This is a genomic window from Desulfosarcina alkanivorans (assembly GCF_009688945.1).
GTDB lineage: Bacteria > Desulfobacterota > Desulfobacteria > Desulfobacterales > Desulfosarcinaceae > Desulfosarcina > Desulfosarcina alkanivorans.
In genome coordinates this window covers 5,895,504-5,917,980 of sequence record NZ_AP021874.1, presented here as the reverse complement: position 1 = coordinate 5,917,980, position 22,477 = coordinate 5,895,504, and the positions used below count along the sequence as shown (strand labels likewise).

The 22,477-nt window shown below is 60.4% G+C and carries 17 protein-coding genes; 3 read left to right on the top strand and 14 right to left on the bottom strand.

Annotated features, from left to right (window positions below):
- Positions 1–438: 438 nt before the first annotated feature.
- The 4 genes from DSCA_RS25730 to DSCA_RS25715 all read right to left on the bottom strand — a co-directional run bounded on the left by DSCA_RS25730 (position 439) and on the right by DSCA_RS25715 (position 5,306).
- On the bottom strand, positions 439–1,797 hold the full coding sequence (locus tag DSCA_RS25730) for a sigma-54-dependent transcriptional regulator (protein WP_155319172.1): 1,359 nt from the start codon (positions 1,795–1,797) through the stop codon (positions 439–441).
- Positions 1,775–3,832: a two-component system sensor histidine kinase NtrB gene (locus DSCA_RS25725; protein ID WP_155319171.1), complete on the bottom strand. Its 2,058-nt coding sequence runs from the start codon at positions 3,830–3,832 to the stop codon at positions 1,775–1,777. The genes DSCA_RS25730 and DSCA_RS25725 overlap by 23 nt, the downstream gene beginning before the upstream one ends.
- A 342-nt stretch (positions 3,833–4,174) precedes the next feature.
- Positions 4,175–4,813, bottom strand: coding sequence for a cyclase family protein (locus DSCA_RS25720; RefSeq protein WP_155319170.1), 639 nt, complete (start codon positions 4,811–4,813; stop codon positions 4,175–4,177).
- Positions 4,814–4,913: 100 nt separating this feature from the next.
- Positions 4,914–5,306 carry a hypothetical protein gene (locus tag DSCA_RS25715; RefSeq protein ID WP_155319169.1) on the bottom strand — a complete coding sequence of 131 codons (393 nt, stop codon included), beginning with the start codon at positions 5,304–5,306 and terminating at the stop codon, positions 4,914–4,916.
- A gap of 303 nt (positions 5,307–5,609) precedes the next feature.
- On the opposite strand from DSCA_RS25715, the gene DSCA_RS25710 reads away from it, so the two are divergent.
- Entirely contained in the window at positions 5,610–6,071 is a 462-nt protein-coding gene (locus DSCA_RS25710) for a hypothetical protein (protein WP_155319168.1), read from the top strand.
- A 77-nt stretch (positions 6,072–6,148) separates the two neighbouring features.
- Here DSCA_RS25710 and DSCA_RS25705 read toward each other — a convergent pair whose 3' ends face one another.
- The 7 genes from DSCA_RS25705 to DSCA_RS25675 form a co-directional block, all read right to left on the bottom strand.
- Complete coding sequence (locus tag DSCA_RS25705) at positions 6,149–6,802, bottom strand: 2Fe-2S iron-sulfur cluster-binding protein (protein ID WP_155319167.1); 654 nt, start codon at positions 6,800–6,802, stop codon at positions 6,149–6,151.
- Positions 6,799–8,739, bottom strand: a complete 1,941-nt coding sequence (locus DSCA_RS25700) for an NADH-ubiquinone oxidoreductase-F iron-sulfur binding region domain-containing protein (RefSeq protein WP_155319166.1) — start codon at positions 8,737–8,739, stop codon at positions 6,799–6,801. Before DSCA_RS25700 ends, DSCA_RS25705 begins: the two co-directional genes overlap by 4 nt.
- Positions 8,736–9,257 (bottom strand): NADH-quinone oxidoreductase subunit NuoE, encoded by a 522-nt coding sequence (nuoE, locus tag DSCA_RS25695; protein WP_155319165.1) that lies wholly within the window; start codon positions 9,255–9,257, stop codon positions 8,736–8,738. The genes DSCA_RS25700 and nuoE overlap by 4 nt, the downstream gene beginning before the upstream one ends.
- 2 nt (positions 9,258–9,259) lie before the next feature.
- The gene (locus DSCA_RS25690; protein ID WP_155319164.1) at positions 9,260–9,727 is read right to left on the bottom strand and encodes a Crp/Fnr family transcriptional regulator; all 468 of its coding nucleotides are present in this window, start codon (positions 9,725–9,727) and stop codon (positions 9,260–9,262) included.
- Positions 9,714–10,166, bottom strand: a complete 453-nt coding sequence (locus tag DSCA_RS25685) for a cyclic nucleotide-binding domain-containing protein (protein ID WP_155319163.1) — start codon at positions 10,164–10,166, stop codon at positions 9,714–9,716. Before DSCA_RS25685 ends, DSCA_RS25690 begins: the two co-directional genes overlap by 14 nt.
- A gap of 255 nt (positions 10,167–10,421) precedes the next feature.
- Positions 10,422–12,911 carry a DNA internalization-related competence protein ComEC/Rec2 gene (locus tag DSCA_RS25680; protein ID WP_155319162.1) on the bottom strand — a complete coding sequence of 830 codons (2,490 nt, stop codon included), beginning with the start codon at positions 12,909–12,911 and terminating at the stop codon, positions 10,422–10,424.
- 7 nt (positions 12,912–12,918) lie between these two features.
- On the bottom strand, positions 12,919–13,347 hold the full coding sequence (locus DSCA_RS25675) for a secondary thiamine-phosphate synthase enzyme YjbQ (protein WP_155319161.1): 429 nt from the start codon (positions 13,345–13,347) through the stop codon (positions 12,919–12,921).
- Between the two features lie 385 nt (positions 13,348–13,732).
- Between DSCA_RS25675 and DSCA_RS25670 the strand changes: the two genes are divergently transcribed.
- A complete protein-coding gene (locus DSCA_RS25670; protein ID WP_155319160.1) occupies positions 13,733–14,974 on the top strand; it encodes a tetratricopeptide repeat protein in 1,242 nt (413 codons plus the stop codon).
- Positions 14,975–15,040: 66 nt separating this feature from the next.
- Here the strand turns inward: DSCA_RS25670 and DSCA_RS25665 are convergent, their stop codons facing one another.
- From DSCA_RS25665 to DSCA_RS25655, 3 genes are all read right to left on the bottom strand, one after another.
- The gene (locus DSCA_RS25665) at positions 15,041–17,014 is read right to left on the bottom strand and encodes a peptidase U32 family protein (protein WP_155319159.1); all 1,974 of its coding nucleotides are present in this window, start codon (positions 17,012–17,014) and stop codon (positions 15,041–15,043) included.
- A 28-nt stretch (positions 17,015–17,042) separates the two neighbouring features.
- On the bottom strand, positions 17,043–20,201 hold the full coding sequence (locus DSCA_RS25660; protein ID WP_155319158.1) for an efflux RND transporter permease subunit: 3,159 nt from the start codon (positions 20,199–20,201) through the stop codon (positions 17,043–17,045).
- A gap of 77 nt (positions 20,202–20,278) precedes the next feature.
- A complete protein-coding gene (locus tag DSCA_RS25655; RefSeq protein WP_155319157.1) occupies positions 20,279–21,403 on the bottom strand; it encodes an efflux RND transporter periplasmic adaptor subunit in 1,125 nt (374 codons plus the stop codon).
- A gap of 317 nt (positions 21,404–21,720) precedes the next feature.
- Between DSCA_RS25655 and DSCA_RS25650 the strand changes: the two genes are divergently transcribed.
- On the top strand, positions 21,721–22,476 hold the full coding sequence (locus DSCA_RS25650; RefSeq protein WP_155319156.1) for an ATP-binding protein: 756 nt from the start codon (positions 21,721–21,723) through the stop codon (positions 22,474–22,476).
- The last annotated feature ends 1 nt before the right edge of the window (position 22,477 follow it).

Here is a 22,477-nt window from a genome sequence, read left to right as displayed (position 1 = left end):
TCAGATCTTCTTATTAACTGACTTTCAATTAAATTAGTAAAAATACCGGTGAACAGTTGCCGCCATTAGACGCAAAATAATCGACTATAAATTGGAGAAGGCGCTATCCGAGTAAACGATATAAAAGCGCAAAGGTTACAGAAAAAATCCGACTCTGGATAGGACGGAGCAAAATCGGCCGAGGGAAAACGCCATCATCGGTCAAGTTATGGAGGAGCATGAAGTGTTCCAACAAAATAGCGCACTGGCTTGAAGCGAACTATCTTTATAAATATGTGCCGGTTACCGTTGGGGGAGGGACAAGATAGAAGAAAATTCGGGATTTGAAATCGACGAAATGGGCGCAGCCGGTGCGACGATATGGTCGCAGGCACTTCCTCATTCCGGAATTGAACCTATTTTGAGAAGAAAGGAGGAAACTGTGATAGCATCCATATTTCAGTCTTTCATCCCATACTTCTGTAATTTATATCGCAGATGCCGCTCGGTCATACCCAGCACATCGGCGGCGCGGCGTTGAACCCCCTTGGTTCCGGCCAGCGCTTGTCGGATCAATCCCTGCTCGAAGGCGGCCACCTGTTCGGCAAATGAACCGCTCAACGAGGAAAACACCGGTTTATTTTCCAGCGGCAGTTGACGGACGGTGGAGGGTAATTCGGCCGAGGTGACAACATTACCGCGCGCTAAAACAACCGCTTGTTCGACTATATTTTCAAGCTCACGGATATTGCCGGGATAATCGTATTTCATCAATAGGTCAAAAGCTTCTTTGGAAAACTGCATGTTGCCGCGTGCGTTCTCCTCGCCAAACCGGATCAAAAAACGATCCATGAGGAGCGGAATATCATCGCGCCGGCCGCTTAGGGGGGGGATATCGATCGCGACGACATTCAAACGAAAGTACAAATCTTCCCGAAAGGTCCCCTCCTTCATCATCTGATCCAGAGATCGGTGGGTCGCCGCAATTACTCGCACATCGACCTCAAGGGGCTGGTTGCTGCCAACCCGTTCGATCGTTCGCTCCTGCAGCACGCGCAATAATTTGACTTGGGTGGCTGGAGGAATATCGCCCACCTCATCTAAAAACAGAGTGCTGTTGTGCGCCTGCTCAAAACGGCCGATACGCTGTCGGTCCGCACCCGTGAAACTGCCTTTCTCATGTCCGAAGAGTTCGCTTTCAAGCAGGGTATCGGAAAGCGCGGCACAATTGACCGTCACCATGGATCGATCTTTGCGGGGGCTTGCAAAATGAATTGCTTTGGCCAGAACTTCCTTGCCGGTTCCACTCTCCCCACTGATCAATACGGTCGTCCGCGTAGGCGCAATACGTGCCACCGTGCTGGCCACCTTAGCCATCTCCCGGCTCTGGAAGATCAAGTTATGCAGCTGGTAGCGTTCGGCGAGTTGTTCGCGCAGCCGTTCATTTTCGGATACTAAATTGCGATGATTCTCTATTTTTGCCAGCAGGAGTTCCAGTTCATCCAGATCAATGGGCTTGGTCAAATAGTCGAAGGCACCTTTTTTCATTGCCTCTACGGCGGTTTCGATAGTGCCGTAAGCGGTTATCAGCACCACATCAACGACGGGGTTAAGCGCTTTGATCGCTTCCAGGACTTCCATTCCGCTTTTGTCCGGCATCCGAAAATCGGTCAGTACCACATCGACCTGGTGCTTTTCGACATAGGCAATGCCGGCCTCCCCCGCCGACACGGTAGCCAATGCGTGGCCTCTCTTTTTCAGAAAACCGGCCAACGAATCGCGCTGGGATTTTTCATTATCGATGATCAGAAGGTTCATCTCTTCTCCTGCTTGATTGTGGGTCTTCGATTGGGAGGATGAGCGTGAAGGTTGTCCCTTCCCCCGGCTTGCTTTGCACCGCTATGTCGCCGCCATGCTCGGTTACCATGCGATGGACCAGCGCCAAGCCCAAGCCCATTCCGGTTGGTTTGCTCGTGAAATTTAGATCAAAAATTCGTTTCTGTTGCTCCTGTGGAATCCCTGCGCCGTCATCCTGGACACGGATACGAATGTGTTGGTCGATGTGCATGGCGCTGATCGAAATCGTCCCGCCCATACCCACCGCCTCGATGGCGTTTTGCAGAAGGTTCAGCAGGGCTTGGTGAAATTGGTTCTTGTCAACGTTAATAACGGCTTGCGCATCGACACCCGCTGCTATCCGGATATGCTGGGCTTCGGCCTGAGCCCTGACGACGTTGATACTTTGCATGATCATCTCATCAACCGCAATGGGCCTCTTGTTTAGCTTCGCCGGACGGGCAAATTCCAAAAACTGCCGGATAATATTCCCAATGCGGTCGATTTCAGAACGAACGGTTCGGGTCAGGTCAAAGTATTCATCCGCGTCTGTTTTGGGTTCAAATTCTTTTTGGAAGCGCTGCACAATCATGCTGATGGCGTTGAGCGGGTTTCGAATTTCATGGGCAACGCCCGATGCGAACTCGCCCATGGCCGTTAATTTCTCCTGACGGTGAATCTGTTCTTCCAACTGCTTTTGTTTGGTTTGGTCACGCAACAATATAACGCCAGTATCTATTTCACCGGTTTCACCCATGACAAAAGAGACACTGGCCGAAACAAAAATTAGACGGTTCAAGGCTTTGATCTGCATCTTCTGTTCTGCATTTTCTATTTTTTGCTTCTGTTCCAAGGCGGTCACGATAGACTGACAATCCCCAAAGAAATCAGCGTACCGGTGACCGGTGACTTGGTTTTGATCGAGGTGAAGCATGTGCAAAGCCGCCCGGTTGGCAAATTTTATCGACTGCTGTGCATCGACCCCGAACACGGCGTCGCTCATGGCATGCAAAATGTTGCCGGTATATGTTTGGATCAGCGCGTGTTCCTGCTTCAAAAAAGCATAATTTTGACTGATGACAACTGCGCTGATTGATATAAACCCTATGAGAATAATCCCGATTGAAATGATTACCGCCCGCTGAAGCATTCGTTTTTCCAAGGCGCGAATCTCATCCAAATGCAAGCCGATTCGAAGTATCCCCGTGGGACTGCCTTGTATTCCAAAGGGGCTGATAACTTCGAGTGCCTCTTGGTCATTGAAACGCGCGATGCGGCTTTGGACGGAATCGGCACTGAAGAAATCGTCCGCTTCCATTGAGGCCATTTCTCCAACACCGGGTGTGGCGGCAATGATGCCGTCCTCATCCTGTAAAACGATATACTTCAACTCTCCTCTGCCACCGATGTCTGCAAACAGTTTGGCGATACCGATGCGTTTATTAAACGACAGCATCTCCGCCGCGTTGATATTGACGACAATAACACCGCCATGGTGTCGTTTTACCGCCACGGCATATCGTTTTCCCTTATAATGGCGCGCTTGTTTCAGGCCGATGTCGATTTCTTGCACCTTGCCATCGAGGATGGGCTGGAAAAAGGCACTCGGACGGTGTCTTTCCCTGGCGTTGTGTGTATCATGCTTGACATTGGACGCTACTTTATCGCCCTTGGAATTAAAAACGTTGATCCGGTATAGATTGTTTCGTGCGGCTATGTCTTTCAGCCGGGAGTGGGTTAGCGGCTGATGAATTTCAATTTCACGCAGCAAACGGGCATTGTTAAACAGCCGTTCGGCGATCTGTTCTTTTGATTCTGATTGGCTTGCAATGGAGTTGGCGATGCTTTGTTTGATCGTTTCCAGCAGTGCCAACCCCTCGTATTTGTGCATTTGCATCAATTCGAGGCGGCGCTGCCGAAATTCAAAATAAGCCGAGACGGCCATTAAGATGAATAAGATAAGCCCAATGAAAAGAGTATAACGGGGGTGAATAAATCGATTATTATAACGGCTCATTGGCTATCCTTTGCCTTGCTGTTGATGCCACTTTGGTAAATCACGGACGCCGGGCCAATAGGCGAGCCAAATGGTGCAATTTATTTTTTCGACGGTCCTTCTGCATTAAATAAATATTTCACATTCACGTTCTATTCCTCTTTCAAATTCCAGACGCGTTATCTGAACCGTAGGTTTCGTAGGTCGGGTTGAGGAACGAAAGCCAAGATCGGCTATCAGCGGCCCCATAATGAAGGCTGGGGTCACTCACTCTTTCGCAGGCCCTGAAAATGTATGGATAAATTGACGTTTAGGCATTTTCTGGATCGGATCACGGGTTGTAATTTGCGAGCCTAATTCATGTCATGACATGATCGCCACGGCGCGCACCGGCGAACCGTCCGCATCTTTGATTTTAAGGGGGAAGCAGGAGAACAGGAAAGATCGGTCTGGTAGGGCCGCCAGGCTGGTAAGATTCTCCACGATGACCATCCCGGCACCCAATAGGACGTGATGGACCGTCAAATCCTCAGAATCAATCGTATCCGCCGAAATGGTGTCCATACCTACGCCTTTCAATCCCACACCTGCCAGCCATCGGGCGGCATTCTCGCTGAGCACAGGATAACCGGAAAAATAGCGATCATCTCCCCAGTATCGGCTCCATCCGGTATTAAAAATGATAAAATCACTCGTATGGATGGCTTCCGTATAAGGAAGCAAGTCCCGGAGATCAATGACAGCCTTGCCGGCCCCGATGCAACTCAGAAGAAAGGCCTCTCCGCAGAAGGTATCCATCGTCAGTTGATCCAGGGTCTTCGCCCCGGTTACTATATGCGCCGGGGCGTCTATGTGGGTGCCGTTGTGAGAGTTGAAGGTGATTTTCTTTTCCAGATAGCCGTCTGTTTCGATGGTGGCCGTCTCTTCAAGTGCGGGTGGTTCCGCGCCCGGGAAAACGGGCATTCGGGATTCCAGAAAGTGGCTCAGATCAATGATTTTCATAAAGCAGTCAACTTTCCGAGTTTAATGGCAGGGGAATAATTCGGTAGCGATGGCAGGCCTTTGGTGCGTTTTTTAAACGCCTCCAGCCTATCCGTCGGTATTATTTTGAATACTTGATGGTCACCGCCGCCACCAGCCCCCACACCCAGTTCACCACCAGCACGTAGGCAGGAGTCCACATGCCCAGGCTCAACCCGCCAAGCCCCTTGTGCGCCTTGTAGGGAAAGATGAAAAACAGCATGGCCATGGTGGGCAATAGGCTCAGCAGGGTGCCCTTGAGCAGAAACCGCGATTTTAAAAACGGTAATACGAACAGCAGCCCCCAGAGACCTCCCCAGACGATGCGCGGATAAAGCCAGCCGGGGCTGAGGGAAGGAGCGATGGACACGCCGGCCCAGCGGGCGATGCCCAGTTCGCCGAACTGCCAGACCAGGAGGCTGTTGGCCAGGGCACCCAGGCAGCCGGCCGAGAAACAGAGCAGCATTTTTTTCATGGTCGACAGGGTCCTTTCGCACCAAGGGGGAATACGGCAACCGGTCCGGTTCCCGGGTCAGGGCTAAATTGCGGGATTGTCCCTTTAAAGTCAATCACCAAAAGGGCCACGGCATCCGGGCGGGCATCCTCTTCGGGGAATGCGACCCGCCCGGGCGCCGGCGCGGCCACCCGGCTTTCGACCCTGCGGGCGGACCGGTCGATTGGTTGTTGCCAGGCCGGGTCCAAACGGCTATGATAAAAACAAACCGGCCGATTCGATTGTGCCGGCGCTCGGAGGTCCCGAAAACCGGAGTTTGCAGCCATGGCCCAGTGGAACATGCCCGTTGAACCCGATGAACTGCTTTATGCCCTCAAAGTGGGCAATGCGGCGGCGCTGAACCAGATGCCGCTCAAGCATACGCCGGGGCAGGGCCTGGAGATCGTGGACGAAGAAACCGGCCAGGTCCAGACCGTGCATTTCGCCGACAATGCGGTCAACCGCTTCGGCGTGGCCATCGCCCGGGAATTCGACAACATGGGCTCCAAGTTTTTCTCGTTGATGACCCGCATCGGGGCCCTGATGCGGCTTCTCGAAGATGACCGGGCAAAGCCCTACGTCGAACTGGAAGGCGAGTTCACCAAAATCCGCAACGCCATGATCGAAACCATGGCGTCGTTTCCCATCTCCCCGGAAGGGTTTCTGGATGTGGATCAGTTTTTCAGCCATCTGGAGGGTGCCGGAAAAAAAAAGCCCCGTCCAGCAGTTGAAAAACGCCCGATCTGACTTCCGGCGAAACGGCGCGCCGACAGCCCGTCCACCGGGTCCGTCACCATTGTGCCCGGGGAGGTCCGGCACCGGGGCTATCCGTCGTCACCCGTTCTTACCACCAGTGCACCCGTGGGGCAGACGTCGAGGCAGGCCCTGCACGACAGGCAGTCCGCAGCAGCACCTGGATCCGCATCGAAATACCCCACCACCGTTTCGAAGCCCCGGCCGGCAAAACTCAGCTGGGACTTCCCGTGCCGATGGCGGCACACACGGACGCAGAGACCGCACAGCACGCAGCGGTTGGGGTGGTAGTCCAGCACCGGGTGGCGGGGGTCCACGTCCGGTTCCTTGAGCACCCGTTCGAAGGGCTTGCAGGTCAGGCCGACACCGAGAAATCTGGCGATATCCTGCAGCGCACAGGCCTTGTTGGCCGGGCAGTGCTTGCAATCCACCCGATGGACCGAAAGCAGGAGCTTCAGGGCCGTCTTCTGAAGGTTGCGGACCGCATCGGTGCCGGTGTGAACGGTCATGCCGTTTTCCACGGTCACCGTGCAGGCGGTCACGGGCTCCCGAAAACCGTCGATCTCGACGAAACACAGGCGGCACGCGGCCGGGGCGTCGGCGGGGGTATCCGCCTCCAGCCAGCACAGGTGGGGAATGGTAATGCCGGCCGCCAGGCAGGCCGACAGCACGCTGCTGCCCTCCGGGGCCTCGATGGTCCGGTCGTCCACGGTCAGGGTGATCATGTTTTCTTCTCCGGCGGCCGCTCGATGATCGGCGCCAGGTGGGCCGGCGAGATCTTCACCACCGCATCGTAGTCCGGCGGGCACGCCACCATGCACTCGCCGCACTTGACGCACAGCTCCTGGTCGATGCCTTTCTTGCGGGTGCTGGTGGTGAACACCGCATCCACCGGGCAGCAGCCCACACAGGCGTCGCAGCCCCGGGCGCATTTTTCCAGATCGATGTAAAAGGCCGTCAACATTCGGCAAGTGCGGCCCGGACAGCGGCCCTCCCTGATATGCGCCTCGTACTCGTCCCGGAAATAGGCCAGGGAGGTGAGCACCGGGTTGGGGGCGGTCTTGCCCAATCCGCACAGGGAGCCCTGTTTGACGGCCCGGCTCAACGTCTCCAGATGCTCGATGTCCCCCTCGCGGCCCTCCCCGCGGGTGAGCCGGCGCAGGATGTCCAGCAGGTGGCGGGTGCCGATGCGGCAGAAGGTGCATTTGCCGCAGGACTCTTTTTGAGTGAAATCAAGGAAATAGCGCGACACATCCACCATGCAGGCGTCTTCGTCCATCACCACCATGCCGCCGGAGCCCATCATGGCACCGGCCCGGTTCAGGGCGTCGAAATCCACCGGCGTGTCGAGGAAATCGGCGGACAGGCAGCCGCCCGAGGGACCGCCGATCTGCACGGCCTTGAACTGCTTTTTATCGGGAATGCCGCCGCAGATGTCGAAAATCAGTTCCCGCAGGGTGACCCCCATGGGGATCTCCACCAATCCCGGATGGGTCACGTTGCCCACCACGGAAAAAACCGCCGTGCCCGGGCTCTCCGGCGTGCCGATGCCCCGGAACCAGTCGGCGCCCTTTTCCACAATGGGGGGGACCGTGGCCAGGGTCTTGACGTTGTTGATCACCGTGGGGCGGCTGTTCAGCCCCCGCTCCACCGGGTAGGGCGGCCGGTGCCGGGGCATGCCGCGGTAGCCCTCCACGGACCGGATCAGGGCCGTCTCTTCCCCGCAGACGAATGCCCCGGACCCCTGGAACAGGTCGATGTCGAAATCCAGGCCGCTGCCCAGGATGTTCGTGCCCAGCAAGCCATGCTCACGGGCCTGTTCGACGGCAGCGGTGAGAATCCGCACCGCCAGGGGGTATTCGGCCCGCACGTAAAACAGGCCCCGGGAGGCGCCCACGGCCCTGGCGGCGATGATCATGCCTTCGATGACCTGGTGGGGGTTGCTCTCCAGCAGGGTACGGTCCATGTAGGCGCCGGGATCGCCCTCATCGGCGTTGCAGACGATCAGTTTGTCGCTGCCCGGTGCGGACCGCGCCGCCCGCCATTTCACCGCCGTGGGGAAGCCGGCCCCGCCCCGTCCCCGCAGGCCAGCCGCCTCGATTTCCGCGATCAATGCGTCCGGTGTCCGGCTCAAGGCGGCGGCCAGGGCGCCATACCCCCCGTCGGCCAGATACTCGTGGATCCGTTCCGGGTCGATTCGTCCGCAGCGCTCCATGATCAGCCGCCGCTCCCGGTTGAAACGGGCGAACTCCATCACCGAGGGAATCATCTCGTTTTCCACGGTGGCCCCCATGACATGCTCGAAGCGGGGGTCGCCCTCTTCCAGGAACAGTTTGACCAGCATCTTGGCCTTGCCCGGGGTGACCTCCGGGTAAAGAATGGGCGGAAACCCCGAATCCGGGTGGTCGATCACCACCACCGGCTCGGCATAGCAGTGGCCGACGCATCCCACCGTGTGCACGAGGGCCTCGATGCCCCGGTCGGCCAGGGCCGTCTCGAAGGCCGCCTGGGTCTCCAGGGCACCGGAGGCAATTCCGCAGGTGGCCATGCCGATATGAATCTTGGGCAGCGGACTGTCATCGAACTGCGCCTTTCGCGCCCGGGCCGCGTCGGCAATGGCCCGGTAGGCCGCGTCAATCCGGATTCCGGCATCTGCGGTCATGTTTTGGCCGCCTCCCTCTCGGCTTTCTCCCGTTCGAGACGCACCCGCAGCACCAGGCCCTCCACCTTGCTGGGGGCCATGTGCCCATGCAGGGTATCTCCCACCAGGGCCACCGGCGCCAGGGCGCAGCAGCCCACACAGGCCACGCGTTCGATGCTGAATTCACGGTCGTCGGTGGTCTCCCCTTCCCGGATCTCCAGCTTGCGCTCGAAATTCTCCAGAATAATCTCGCCGCCGCGCACATGGCAGGCGGTTCCCATGCAGACCTTGACCGGATTTTTTCCCGGCGGATTAAACCTGAACTGATTGTAAAAGGAGGCCACCCCGTATACTTCGGAGCGGTTGATGGACAGGTGGTCGGCCACCAGCGACAGGGCCTCGTCAGGCAGATAGCCCAATGCGTTCTGGGCCATCTGGAGCAGGGGAATAAGCTGGCCCCGACCTGTTGGCGCATCGTCGATCTTCGCGTGGAGGGCCTTCAGGTGCGCCTGATCTTCAGCGGTAAGTGAATGGGTCATATTCAGATTTTGTCCATGGCGCCATAAGCCGCCTGGATGCGGTCCCGCAGCAGGAAAGAGAGGCGTTCGAGCATGAAAAAGCCGAAGGCGGTGTCCTCCTCCATGCATTTTCGCAGTTCGCCTCCCTTGAGTCGAATCACGGTGGAATCCTTCTGGCAATTGGCCGACGACAGGAGAACATGGGGTTCGCCCAGCAGGGTGGACCAGCATCCCAGGGTCCGGCCTTTTCCCAGGGCGTCGATGACCACCGACCCCTTGTGGCTGCCGATGTCCATGGCCCGCTCCAGGAAAACGTATCCGTCGACGATGATGAACAGGTCCTCGCCAAAATCGCCCTGCCGGAAAATATAGGTCCCCGCCTCATAATGATCGATGCTGCAGAAGCCGGAAATGGTTTCCAGATGCACCGGGGAAATATTTTTGAGGAAACGGCACGATTGCAGGGTCGCCTGCATTTCAGGTTTTTCCATGATTTCCTCTCGGGTCTGTTTCGGACATGCGGTGGTAGGCCTGGACCAGTCGTCCGCCCAGGGCCCGGGACAGGTGCTTGAAAAACAGGTAGCCGCTTTCCATATCATGGTCCAGCAGCTTGAGCAGCCGGTCCCGGTCCAGTTTCAGGACCACGACGGGTGTCGCGCAGATGGCGTTGCCGCCATAGGTATTGCTGTCGATGAGGCATCCCCAGCCGAATGCTTCTCCCACCCGGTTTCCCGTGTAAACCCGGCCGCCCGTTTCCTCCATGGCGATCTGGACTTCACCCTGGGCAAGAATGAACAGGTGCCGGGCCGCATCATCGCTGCGAAACAGCACATCTCCCGGTTCATAGGCCTCGCGGCAAGCGATTCCCATAACCCGGTTGACCACGTTCTGGTTCAATCCCCAGAACAGATCCGTCTGTCGGATGTACATGGCGGCCTCATTTCGGCGGTGTATGGATGGAACGGCCAAGGTCGGCAGAAGATAAGCTTTCTGGTAATTTATAATATGCGAAAAAACCGGCTGTCAAATCAAACCTGAAAAGCGAATTCTGGAATCAGGGAATTGGGGATCCGGAACAAGGGATTGGCTGGCGGTGTCATCTCCAGCCGGAAAGGGTCGCGTGTGGTCCGGATCAAGGCCGCAGGATTTTTTAGAGCGGAGGCGTGGCAGCGCTGCATCGAGGATTTAAAAAATAGTGGAATACAGGACTGGCCCGCAGGATGCGGTTTCCGGCCGGACATGAACCGTTTTTCCATCCGAACGCATGTAAACGGCACCGTGGGTGCCGGTGCACAGGACACGGCAGCCCGCGTCCCGATAGCGGTCCATCACCTCGGCATGGGGAAATCCGAAGCGGTTGCCGGCGCCGGCGCTGATCACCACCACGTCAGGCCCCACGGCGGCAACCAGTTCCGCAGAACTGGATGTGCGCGAGCCATGGTGGGGGGCGAAAAGGACCGTACTGGCAAGGTCGCCCGCCGCCCGCTCGACGAGCTGGCGCTCCGCGGGGGCCTCGATGTCCCCGGTGAGCAGGAAGGCGGTCTCGCCCAGGGTCGCCTTGAGGACCAGCGAGCCGTTGTTGCGGTCCTCCTGAGTCATGCCATCCGCCGGGTGGAGAAATTCCGTCCCCGGATGGAGTACTGCAAAGGTCACCGGACCGACCACGGTATCCCCGGTATCGGCATGCACCCGCCGCACGACGATGCCCTTGTCCCGGCAGGCCGCCATCAGCATCCCGTAGCCCTGGGTCGTATTGGCATCGCCGTTGGTCCACAGTTCCCGGACGTTGAAATGGTCGGCGATATAGATCAGACCGTTGAGGTGATCGGCATTGGGATGGGAAAGGACCAGAATGTCGACAGTGGCGATTTTCCGGCGCCACAGCAACGGCGCCACCACCCGCCGGCCCATATCGAAGAGGCGGTTGTCTGAAAAACCGCCGCCGTCATAGAGCACCACACCGCCCCCCGGAAGTTCCAGGAGGGTGCAGCCCCCCTGTCCCACATCGACGGCCGTGACCCTGAGATCCCGGTGCCAGAAGCGTTGATACGACCAGTAGAGCCCGTCGCCCAGAGCCATGACCAGCGCTGCCGCCAGCACCCACCGGGCCACGGTCGTTTTGCGCAGGTTCAGCAGACACCACCCGGCCAGGTAATACAGGAGGATCTCCACCAGGGAGGGGGTCACCACCTTGACGGCGGCAAGGGAGAGGCCCGAAAAAAAATCCAGCCCCATGGACGCCAGGCGGAGAATCTGGACGCTCAGCCGGAACCCCAGGGCGGCGGCGGGCTCGCAAAAAATGGCGGCGAATGCGGATACCAGCCCTATCGGCACGGCCACAAAGCCCACCAGGGGGACGAGCATCAGGTTGGCCGCAATGCCCACCAGCGAGGTCCGGTTGAAATGGAACAGCACCAGCGGCGTGGTGCCGGCGATGGCCAGGGCGGATACCAGCAAAAAGCCCGTCAGTCGATTTCTCATCCGATGGATGAAGCGATCCGCTTTGTCCCCCCCGAGGTCGATTTTCTCCAGTCCGTAGACAATGGCCAGAACGGCGGCGAAGGAAAGCTGAAAGGAGATGGAGAACAGGGCCGGCGGGAAGAAAACCAGGATGGCCAGGGCTGCCACGGCAAGGGTGTTGATGGTATCGTGCGACCGCCCCATGATCATTGCAAGGAGAAAAACGGCCACCATGATTTCGGCCCGCTGGGTGGACGGCGACATGCCGGCCAGCATCCCGTATGCCAGCACGGGCACCAGCGTGGCGGCGGCCGCCCACGGCCGGCCCCAGCCCCGCCACAGCAGGGGTGGGAAAAAAGAAAAAAGCCAGCGCCAGCCACCGAAGGCCAGGGTGGCTACGATGCCCACGTGCAGCCCGGAGATGGCCAGCAGGTGACCCACACCGGCCCGGTTGAAGCGTTCCCGCAGCCCTTCGTCGATTCCGGACCGGTCACCGAAGACAAGGGCCTTGAGCACGGCCTTCTCGTCTGCATGGGAGTCGCCGGCGGCCGAATCGATCATTTGCCCGAGGCGCCCGCGGGCGGCATGGACCAGCCGGTCAGCCGGTGCCCGCGCGTCGCTTCCGTTGCGCCGGAGTTTTTCCAGCGGCACCCAGGCGCTGCCGTGAATGCCCCGGTAGGCCATGTGCCGCCGATAATCGAAGCCGCCCGGGTTCCGGAAATTGCGGAAGGATCGGATCCTGGCCGGGAAGATCAGCCGGTCACCCGGCGCCAGGGCCGCCTCCCCCGTGACCGTCAGCCGGATCCGCCCCCGGACCGCATGGGAACGATCGTCACGGGCGAGAGTGGTAACGTCCAGGACGGCCCGGGTCCGGCCGAAACGGACGACGGGCGAATCGGCCACGACGCCGTGGACGCGCCAGTATCCGGTATCGAGGTAGCCGGCAAGGTGATCGGGGCCGGACCGGGGGGACGCCCATGGCACCATGGCCAGGTATCCGGCAGCCAGGGCGGCCAGCAGCGGGGACCACCGCGCCGGCTGTGCCCGCCTCAGGCGGACGGTCAGCCAGGCGGCGGCCGCCAGAACGGTCGCCAGGACCGGCAGGGCGATGCCGGGCAGGTACCGGCCCAGGACGATGCCGGCCATCAGCGACAGGGTCAGGGGGACGGCCGGTCGGTAATAAACTGAAGCGGGAATGGCTGCGAGTGGAATCACCAGCGCATCAGACTCCCGACAGGGTGACCTCGACGGTTCGCCGGCGGGACCGGTTGTCGTGGTTGACGGCCACCACCTGCTGCCAGGTCCCCAGCCGCAGCCGGCCGCGGCGGATGGGCAGGGCAACGGACGGCCCCATCAGGGCGGCCTGAACGTGGCTGTGGCCGTTGCCGTCGTGCCAGGCCAGTTCGTGGGCGTAGGCCAGGTCCGGCGGCGCCAGCCGGCTGATGGCATCTTTGAGGTCCTGGACCACGCCGGGTTCGAACTCGATGGTGGTCAGCGATCCGGTGGAGCCGACCATACTGGCGCAGGCCTGGCCATTTTCAATGCCCGACCGGCCGATGATGCGGTTGATGTCATCGGTGATGTCCCGGATGTCCGGACCGACCTGCAGGTCGATGTCCAAGGTCGCGAAATGAAATACGGCGGATTGCATAAGACACCTCGATTGGATTTTTTCATCCCCTGTCGAAACCGTCTTGCGGATGACGACAATCAGCGGTCTGCAGGCAGGTCAGGTCGGAATCAGACGGATCACGCATATCGGTACGGGAGCCCAGCTGGTTGCGGCGGCGGCTTGCCCGGACTGACCGGACGCAGTTATTTTTCAATCACCCGCCGCAGGTCAGCTGTTCTTCTACCACAATCGGCCTGAATTTAGAACCCATCGAAAAAACGGCGTTACAAACTGTTACCCGACTGTAACACGTTTCCAATAAAGCCCTTGATATACCTGGCGATAACCGGGTTGGAGACCATTTTTAACGGCCCAGGCCCGACCCGGGCCAGATGTGATTATCGAAAGTCGAGGAGGCGGAAAAATGAGCGGCATTGAAACCGTATTGGTAAATTCACTGTCTTATCAACCCGCGTCGAGTGTGCTGGACGAAAAAAGTGCACAGGATATTTTTTCGGTCCTTGCCAACGGGCAAAACGGCCTCGACAGCCTTTCCAACCAGTTCCTGGAAAACGGCATCGACCAGTATCAGAACGAGAATTATGCCGAGGCGGCGGTCGCCTTTGAAGCGGCGATCGGTATCGCCCCGAATTCGGAACTCGGGACCCAGACCGCGCAGTACCTGGTGCAGACCTACCTGCAGCTGGAAAAGACGGACAAGGCCATTGAAACCTACCAGAATGCCATCCTGAGAAATCCCGATGACGACGAACTCCGAACCGCGCTGGGACAGCTCTATTATTCGGAGGAACGGTATGAAGAATCGGCCGCAGCCTATGGCGCGGCGGTAAACATCAATCCCAGTGTTGAAAACCGGTACGCCTATGGTGAGGCGTTGGTGAAAATCGACAACTTCAGTGAAGCCGGGAACCAGTTCAATGAGGTAAAGCGTTTGGCGCCGGACAGTTATGCCGGTGATTACGGCCTTGGCAAGATGTATGCCCGGGACGGCCAATTCGAGAAAGCCATCGAGCACTTTACGATGGCCGTGGAGACCGACCCGACCTTTTTAGATGCCTATGCGGAGATCGGATACGCCTATGCAGATATGGACGAAATCGAATTGGCCAGGGTGGTGCAGGAGGAACTGGAGGAGGTCGATGAAAGCCTGGCCTCGACGCTGGAATCCTACATCGACGAAGTCGAGGCGCCGCGGATTGCCTTTGCCTACGCAACCGACGCCTTCCCCTACAAAGCGTCTTCCGGGTATCCCGTGGCGGCCATCGATACGTACCTGGAAAACGCCGGCGCCGAACTGGGCATGACCATGGCGTTCCAGTTTTCCAAGGAAATGGACGCGTCATCGGTTGAAAACCGGTTCAACTGGAAGATTTCAAGGGCCTCCAGCAGCAACCTTGCCGAGACATACAATTTCGGCGACCGGATCCCGTCCACCGAAATAACGCTCGATACCTACCCGGACTATGTGCTGTATGACGCCGACGCACAGACCGCGACGGTGGGATTCACCATTCGCCAGAACGAAACGGCCGACGGCACCATCGACCCCTCTCATATCAGCTTCCAGTTTGACGGAGAGGACGCCTGCGGTGTAGCCATGGACGAGGATGGCGACACGTACACCGGCTTTTCCGGGTCGGCCTGAAAACGGAGGTCCGAAAACCCGGAAACCCAGACGCAGAACCCGGAGCCCGGAACTTCAGCCCCCTGCTCACTTCAATCCGATCTTCCAGTTCCACAGCCCCGGCCGCTTCTTGAGGGTCACCGCCTTTGGTACCGTCTCGTCCAGGTGGGCGAACATCTGCACCCCGGCCTGCTGGAGAAGGGTCCGTTTTTCGGTGATGTCCAGCCGCCAGTTGGGGAAAATCCAGTAGTCCGGGCCAAACCGGTCCGCCCAGGCCTGCTCGCCCCGGGGGCTTTCGAAGGGCGCGCGCAGCCGCACGTCTTCGGCCAGGGTCCGGGAGATGCACAGGGGCCAGTGGCCGGAGAGCACGATCCCCAGGGGCAGCGGGCTCTGGCGGCACAGGCTGAGAAGGTCCGGTTCTCCCAGTTCGGGGCTGACGAAGGCACCGGCAAAACCCAGGGTCTTGAACGTCTCCAGGCAAAGGGCATTGGCGGCATTGCAGAACGGCCCGGCCCACAGGTTCAGTCCCTCGGGGCGATGGAACAGGGCCATCTGCCAGGGCATGTTGAGCACAAACTGGCGGGCGCCGCTTTCAAGGCACTGCCGCAGCAGGCCGGCCACCCGGGCTTCATCGTCCGGCCAGACCACCGGCGGCAGCCAGATCCACAGGCTGGTGGCCGCCGACCGGCCGACATTCGCCGCCGCCGTTTCAGAGAGCCACATGCCCGCCGGGTGTCGACCCGAACCCCGGGACGGCATCCGGCTCACGCGGACCTCCACGGGGCGCCGGGATTTGACGTCTGACCGCCGGGGCAGTTCGGCCGTGAAACGCGAGGGGACGATCGGCTCCTGGGGCGCGGCATGAGCCTCCACGTCGGCCATCATCTTTTCCAGGGCCTTTTCCCGGCGGTCGGTAAGGAATACCGGCGCACCGGGCGCGGGTGTTTTTCTGCCGCCCAGATTCAGCGGGTAGCGCCCCTTTTTGGGCACATGGCGGGTCACCCGGCAGATGGCGTGCCCGGCCTCGTCCTCGTAGCCGACCCGCAGGACATCTCCGGGCAGCAGGGGCTGGCGGACCACCACCCAGGGATTTTTGGCCGGTCCCTGTACCTTTCCCATGAACAGGCCCGAGGCGGTCTGCCGCCGGGTGTCGATGGGCTGTTGGGGCCGCTGGGGCAAAAACCGGTAGTGGGTGGCCTCCCGCCCCAGGCTCTGGCCCAGCAGGCCCAGGGCGTCGCGTTTCATCCGGGCATCGCTGCCCCGGTCCCTGAGCATCTGGTAGGCGGTCACGGTGTAGTAGACATAGTGGGGCCCCTTTTTGCGGCCCTCGATCTTCCAGGCCAGTACTTTTTTGACCTGGCCCAGGATCTTGACCAGCACGTCCACGGAGAAATCCTGGCAGGAAAAGGCCCGCGCGGCCCTGCCCCCCTGGCGGTAGTGGCGGCGGCAGGGCTGTACGCAGCGCCCGCGCAGACCGCTCCGTCCCCCCATGTAGCTGCTCCAGTAGCAGCGCCCGGAGACCCCGTAGCACAGCGCCCCGTGGATGAATGCCTCCAGTCCCATGGCCTTGGGGCAGGCATCGGCCATGGCCCTGATCTCATCGATGGACAGTTCCCGGGGAACCACGACCCGATCGGCGGCCAGTTTCCGGGCGATATACCCCAGGGCCCGGGGGAAACTGACATTGGCCAGGGTGGAGAGGTGGATTTCTCCGCCGAATCCCGCCTGGCGGGCCAGGGCGACGACACCCAGGTCCTGGACGATCAGGGCGTCCGGGTGAACGTGGCGCTGCAGGTCGTCGATCAACCGGCCGGTCCGATCCAGTTCGTCGGGTTTGAGCAGGACGTTGAGGGTGACGTAGACCTTCACCCCCCGATCATGGGCCAGGCCCACCAGCTGGGCCAGCTCCTCAAGTGAGAAATTCTTGGCCTCCATGCGCGCGGACATGGATTTAAGGCCGCAGTAGATGGCGTCGGCGCCGGCCGCCAGTGCCGCCAGGAACGAGGCGCGGTTTCCCGCCGGGGCCAGAATGGCCGGCTGATGAGGGTCAGGTGTATTCATTAATGATATGCTCGCAAAAAATCTCGGTTTATACGGTTTCGGTTTTTTTCAGGAGTCGTTTCATCGCCGCCAGCGTGTCCATGGTCAGGCTCAGAATGGCCGGTATGAGAAAGATGGTGAACACGGTGGAAATCAGCAGGCCGCCCACCACCACGCCGCCCAGTCCCCGGTAGAACTCGGAGCCGGCGCCGGGGAAGAGCACCAGGGGCAGCATGCCGAACACCGTGGTGATGCTGCTCATGTATATGGGCCGGATGCGCGAACGCACCGATTCCACGATGGCCTGCCGCGGCACCATGGCGTGCTCCCGGATGTTGTTGAGGCTCTGGTGGACGATCAGGATGGCGTTGTTGACCACGATGCCCACCAGGATGACAAATCCCAGCATGGTGAGAATATCCAGGGGCTGGGGCGCGATGAAACGGTTGACCAGGGAGATCCCTAAAAATCCGCCCGCCGCCGCCAGGGGAACGCTGAAGAGGATGATCAGGGGATACAGGAAGTTCTCGAACAGGGCGCTCATGAGCAGGTAGCAGATGGCCACGGCCAGGATCAGGTTCCAGATCAGGGCGTCGCGGGTGCGGGTGAGCTGATCCGCCGTGCCGCCCAGGTCGATGCGGTAAAAACTGCCCAGGTTCTCCCGGGCCTTGATGGGGGTGAGGACCTGCCGGTCAACGGTTTCCATGGCCGCCTCGAGGGAGATGTCGGCCGGGGGGTTCACCTGGATGGTGATGGCCCGCTGGGTATCGATGTGGTTGATCTGGGTGGGTCCCTCGGTCAGCCGGACATCGGCCACCGACCCCAGCAGCACCTTGCCGCCCAGCGGCGAGGCCACGGGAAAGGCTTCCACGTCCTGGATGCGCTTCAACCGCTCCTCGCGGCTCTTGACCACCAGATCGATCTCGTCGCCGTAGAGGCGATAGGTGCCGGCCTTGGCGCCGCCCACCAGGGCGTCAAGGGTGACGCCCAGGTCGGTGGAGCTGATGCCCAGCCGGGTGAGCCGGTCCCGGTTGGGGGTGATCCGCAGCTCCGGGTTTCCCAGGTCCAGGCCCGGGATGGGGCGGATCTGGGCACCGGGAATGGCGCCCGCCGTCATGCCGAAGGCCTGCCGGCCCATATCGATCAGGCGCGTCAGGTCCGGCCCCTTGATGTCCACGTCGATGGACCGCCCGCTGCCCAGCCCCCGGGTGAACAGGCCGGCCTGGTAGACGATGGGAATCATGCCGGGGACTTTGCCCAGGGAGCGGTACACGTGGGGGATCAGTTCGGCCGTGCGCGCAGCGTCCCGGGACACCACCCCCATGAAAATCTGCTGGCGAAAGGCCACGTAGAAGAAGTTCTTCACCGTGGGCAGCCCCAGCCGCTCGGCCGCTTCGCTGACACCGTCCAGGTCGACCAGGGGCAGAATGTCCGCTTCCACACTCCGGGCGATGGCGTCGAATTCACCGGTATTGTATCCCGGCGGGGGGATGAGGATGCCGAAGAGCAGTTCCCGGTTGCCCGTGGGCAGGTATTCGGTTTTGGGGATCAGGTTGACGATCATCACCACGGCCAGGGCGACCAGGAAAACGGCGACGACCACGCGCGTCCACACCCGGGCGCACATCCAGTCCACGAAGCCGGCCAGGGCCGACACAATCCCGCCGGCCGCCCGGGTGGCCGAGAACAGACGGCTGCGCCTTTTTTGGGTTTTCTTCTCCACCCGGCCCAGGATCAGGGCGCACAGGGTGGGAATGCCGGTGATGGAGATCAGCAGGCTCAGGGCCACGGCACTGGAAATGGCGATGGCGATGTCGCGGAAGAGCTGGCCGGCCTCCTCCTCCACGAAGACGATGGGCAGAAACACCGCCACCGTGGTCAGGGTGCTGGCCAGCACCGCCCCCCACACCTCGGTGGTGCCGTCGTAGGCCGCCCGGATGCGGTCCTTGCCCATCTCCCGGTGGCGGAAGATATTCTCGAAGACCACGATGGAGTTGTCCACCACCATGCCCACGGCAAAACTGAGGCCCGCCAGGCTGACCACGTTGATGTTGCGGCCGGCCAGGGTCATGAAGAGGAAGGTGCCCACCACGCTGACGGGAATGGCGGCGGAAACCACGATCGTACCGGCGATGTTGCGCAGAAAAAGCATCAGCACGGTGACGGCAAGCAGGGCCCCCACCATCAGGTTTTTCTTCACCAGGTTGATGGCGTCGTAGATGTAGGTGGTCTCGTCGTAGACCTGCTCGATGAAAAGATGCCGGTCCTTGAGGACGCCGGCGTTGAGTTCGGCCAGGGCGGTTTTGAGGCGGTCCATGACCAGCAGCACATTGGTGCCCGGCTCCCGGACGGCGCTCATGACGATGGTGGGCACGCCGTCATGGCGTACCACCACGGCGGGCGTCTCGTGGCCCAGGCGCGTCGCGGCCACATCCTTGACGGCCACGGGAATGCCCGCCACCCGCCGGATGATCACGTTGGCCACGTCTTCGGGGCTCTGGTACTCGCCCACGGTGCGGACGATATAGCGGCGCTTGCCCTCGTCGAAATCGCCGGCGCTGATGGTTTTGTTCTCCACGCCCAGCGCGTGAATCAGGTCCGGCACGGTGATGCCCCGGGCAGCCATGGCCTCCACGTCCACCACCACCTGCAGCTCGCGCTGTTTGCCGCCGTGGATATCGATGGAAGAGATGCCGGGAAGCCGCTCCAGCCAGGGCTGGACCTCCTCGTCGAGGAAGTCGTATTCCTCTTCCAGGTTGCCCCGGTATCCGTCTTCAGCCATGAGCACCAGCCAGGCGATGGCCTTTTCGAAACGCCCCCCGGCCTTTATGATAGGCCGGTCCACATTGTCCGGATAGCTTTTGACCTGCTCCATCTTGTTGGAGACGCGCAGCAGGGCCTCGTCGATGTTCGTGCCGATTTCAAACTCCAGGCTGATGTAGCTCAGTCCGTCCTGGCTTTCGCTCTTGATCTCGGTCAGCCCGTTCAGACTTTTGAGCTCTTTTTCCTGGACGTCGGTGATCTCCCGTTCCACCTCCTCCGGGCTGGCGCCCGTCCAGGTGGTCTGGATGGAGACTTCCGGCAGGTCCACGTTGGGCGTCAGCTGGATGGGAATGCGCAGCAATGCCAGGAAGCCGAAGAGCAGCAGCAGAATCGCCCCGACGGTCACCGTTACCGGCTTTTTTATGGATAAATCGACAAGCTTCATGTTCAGGTATCCGATGTCGGAGAACTGAGGTCGGAGGTCCGAAAACCGATCGCGGCGGAAGCCGCGCCCTCAATTCCTCAATCCCGTCCTCCGTCTTCTGACCTCCGCCCTCCGTCCTCTGCAGCAGCCACATCCTGTCCCGGGCGCAGTCGCTCATTGCCCCGGACCACCACCATGTCCCCAGCCTCGAGGTCGCCGCTCACGGCGGCCAGCCCGTCATGGTACCCCTCCACGGCCACGGCCACGGCAAAGGCCTTGGCATCGGCCACCCGGTAGACCAGGGAGCGGTCCCCGGCCGTCACCACCGCGTCCTTGGGAACCATCAGGGCACTGAACCGCTCGGAAAGATCGAAGGTGGCCACGGCCTCCATGCCGGCCTTTATGGAAAACCCGGGGTTGTCGAAAAGCACCCGCACCGGGAACGTCCGGGTCATGGCGTCCCCCTTGGGCAGGATGACATCGATGGTGCCCTCCCGGACATCGCCGGCCAGGCTGGTGATGGCCACCCGCACCCGTGCATCGGGAGCCATTTGGACCGCATAGCGCTCGGGCACGTCCACGGATACGCGGACGCGGGAGATGTCCACCAGGGTCACCACCGGCCCGCCCGGCTGGATCCACTGGCCCACCTGAGTGTGCTCGGCGGCCACGAACCCGTCGAAGGGGGCGACGACCGTCTTCTGTTCGATGCGATAGGCCAGTGTATCGATCTGGGATTCGGCCACCAGCAGGGCCTGGGCCAGGGCGCGGTGGGCGTACAGGGCGTCATCGTAGGTTCGCTGGGGAAGGCTTTTGTTCTCCCGCAGGCGCCCCACCCGGTCCAGCTCTTTCCGCGCGTTTTCAAGGTTGGCCTTGATCCGCTCCCGTTCGGCCGCCCGCCCCTTGAGTTCCAGTTCGAGTTGATGCGCCTTGAGGCGCACCAGCAGGTCGCCTCTGCTGACCTGCCGCCCCTCCTTGGCCGGAAACGATGCAACCACCCCGCCCACCTCGGCGGCGACCACGCTGGTTGCAAGGGCCTCCACGCTGCCCACCAGGGTCACCTGCCGGGCCACCTGCCGGTTCACCACCGGCACCACGGTCACCGGTGCGGGGGGCCGTTGGGGCGCCCCTCCTGATTTTTCCTGGCACGGTCCGGCCACCGGGAGCATCATGGTGACGGCCAGGAGAAGGATTAGCAAACGCCTGAAAGGTATCGGGGCCATATCCGTTTTCTCCGGGAAATAGGGAATGTCGCTTCAATCGGTGGCCTGCGGCGGCTGGAGCGGGAATCCGTCAAAATATTCGGTAAGATATATCTTTTATGCCGAATCCGGTCAAGGCGATAGAACTGAAAACGGATTCAGGGGCGAAAATTGAAACCCCGGGGGGTGACGCGTTTTCTTCCGAAACGTCAACGGAGGCCCATGGAACATAATTTCTTGATAACACTGCCCCTTGCTGAAACGGCAACCTGTCTTATATTAACGGATTGCGGAATAAACGAGGGCCTATTTGCTGATGGCAACGAAAGGACAGCGATATGAAACTGGCAGTCAGCGGTAAAGGCGGCGTGGGCAAAACCACATTCTCTTCTCTTTTGGCACGGACGCTCAGTGACCGGGGCAACAAGGTCCTGGCCATCGATGCGGACCCGGACGCCAACCTGGCGGCGGCCCTGGGCATTGCCGACGCCGACAAGGTGACCCCCATTGCCGATATGAAAGAGCTGATTTTCGAGCGCACCGGCGCCCAGCCCGGCACCATCGGCGGTTTTTTCAAGCTCAACCCCAAGGTGGACGACATCCCCGAGACCCTTTCCGTCCGCCTGGACAACATCAAGCTCATGCGCCTGGGAAGCGTCAAAAAAGGCGGTTCCGGCTGCCTGTGTCCGGAATCCACCCTGCTCAAGGCCCTGGTGACCCATGTGGTACTGGGACGCAACGAAGTGGTCATCATGGACATGGAGGCGGGCATCGAGCATCTGGGGCGGGCCACGGCCCAGGCGGTGGACAAGCTGATCGTGGTGGTGGAGCCGGGCCGCCGCAGCATCGACACGGCCGAACACATCAGACGCCTGGCCTCTGAAATCCACCTGAAACAGATCGCCATCGTGGGCAACAAGATCCGCAGTCCCAAGGACGAGGATTTTTTGAGAAAACACCTCTCCGACTTTGAATTCCTGGGATTCATGCCCTACGACGACACGCTCATCGAAGCCGATCTTTCCGGCGCCGCCCCCTATGATACCCCATCCACGGCCAAGCAGGTCGTGGCCGGCATCATAGACAAGCTGTAGC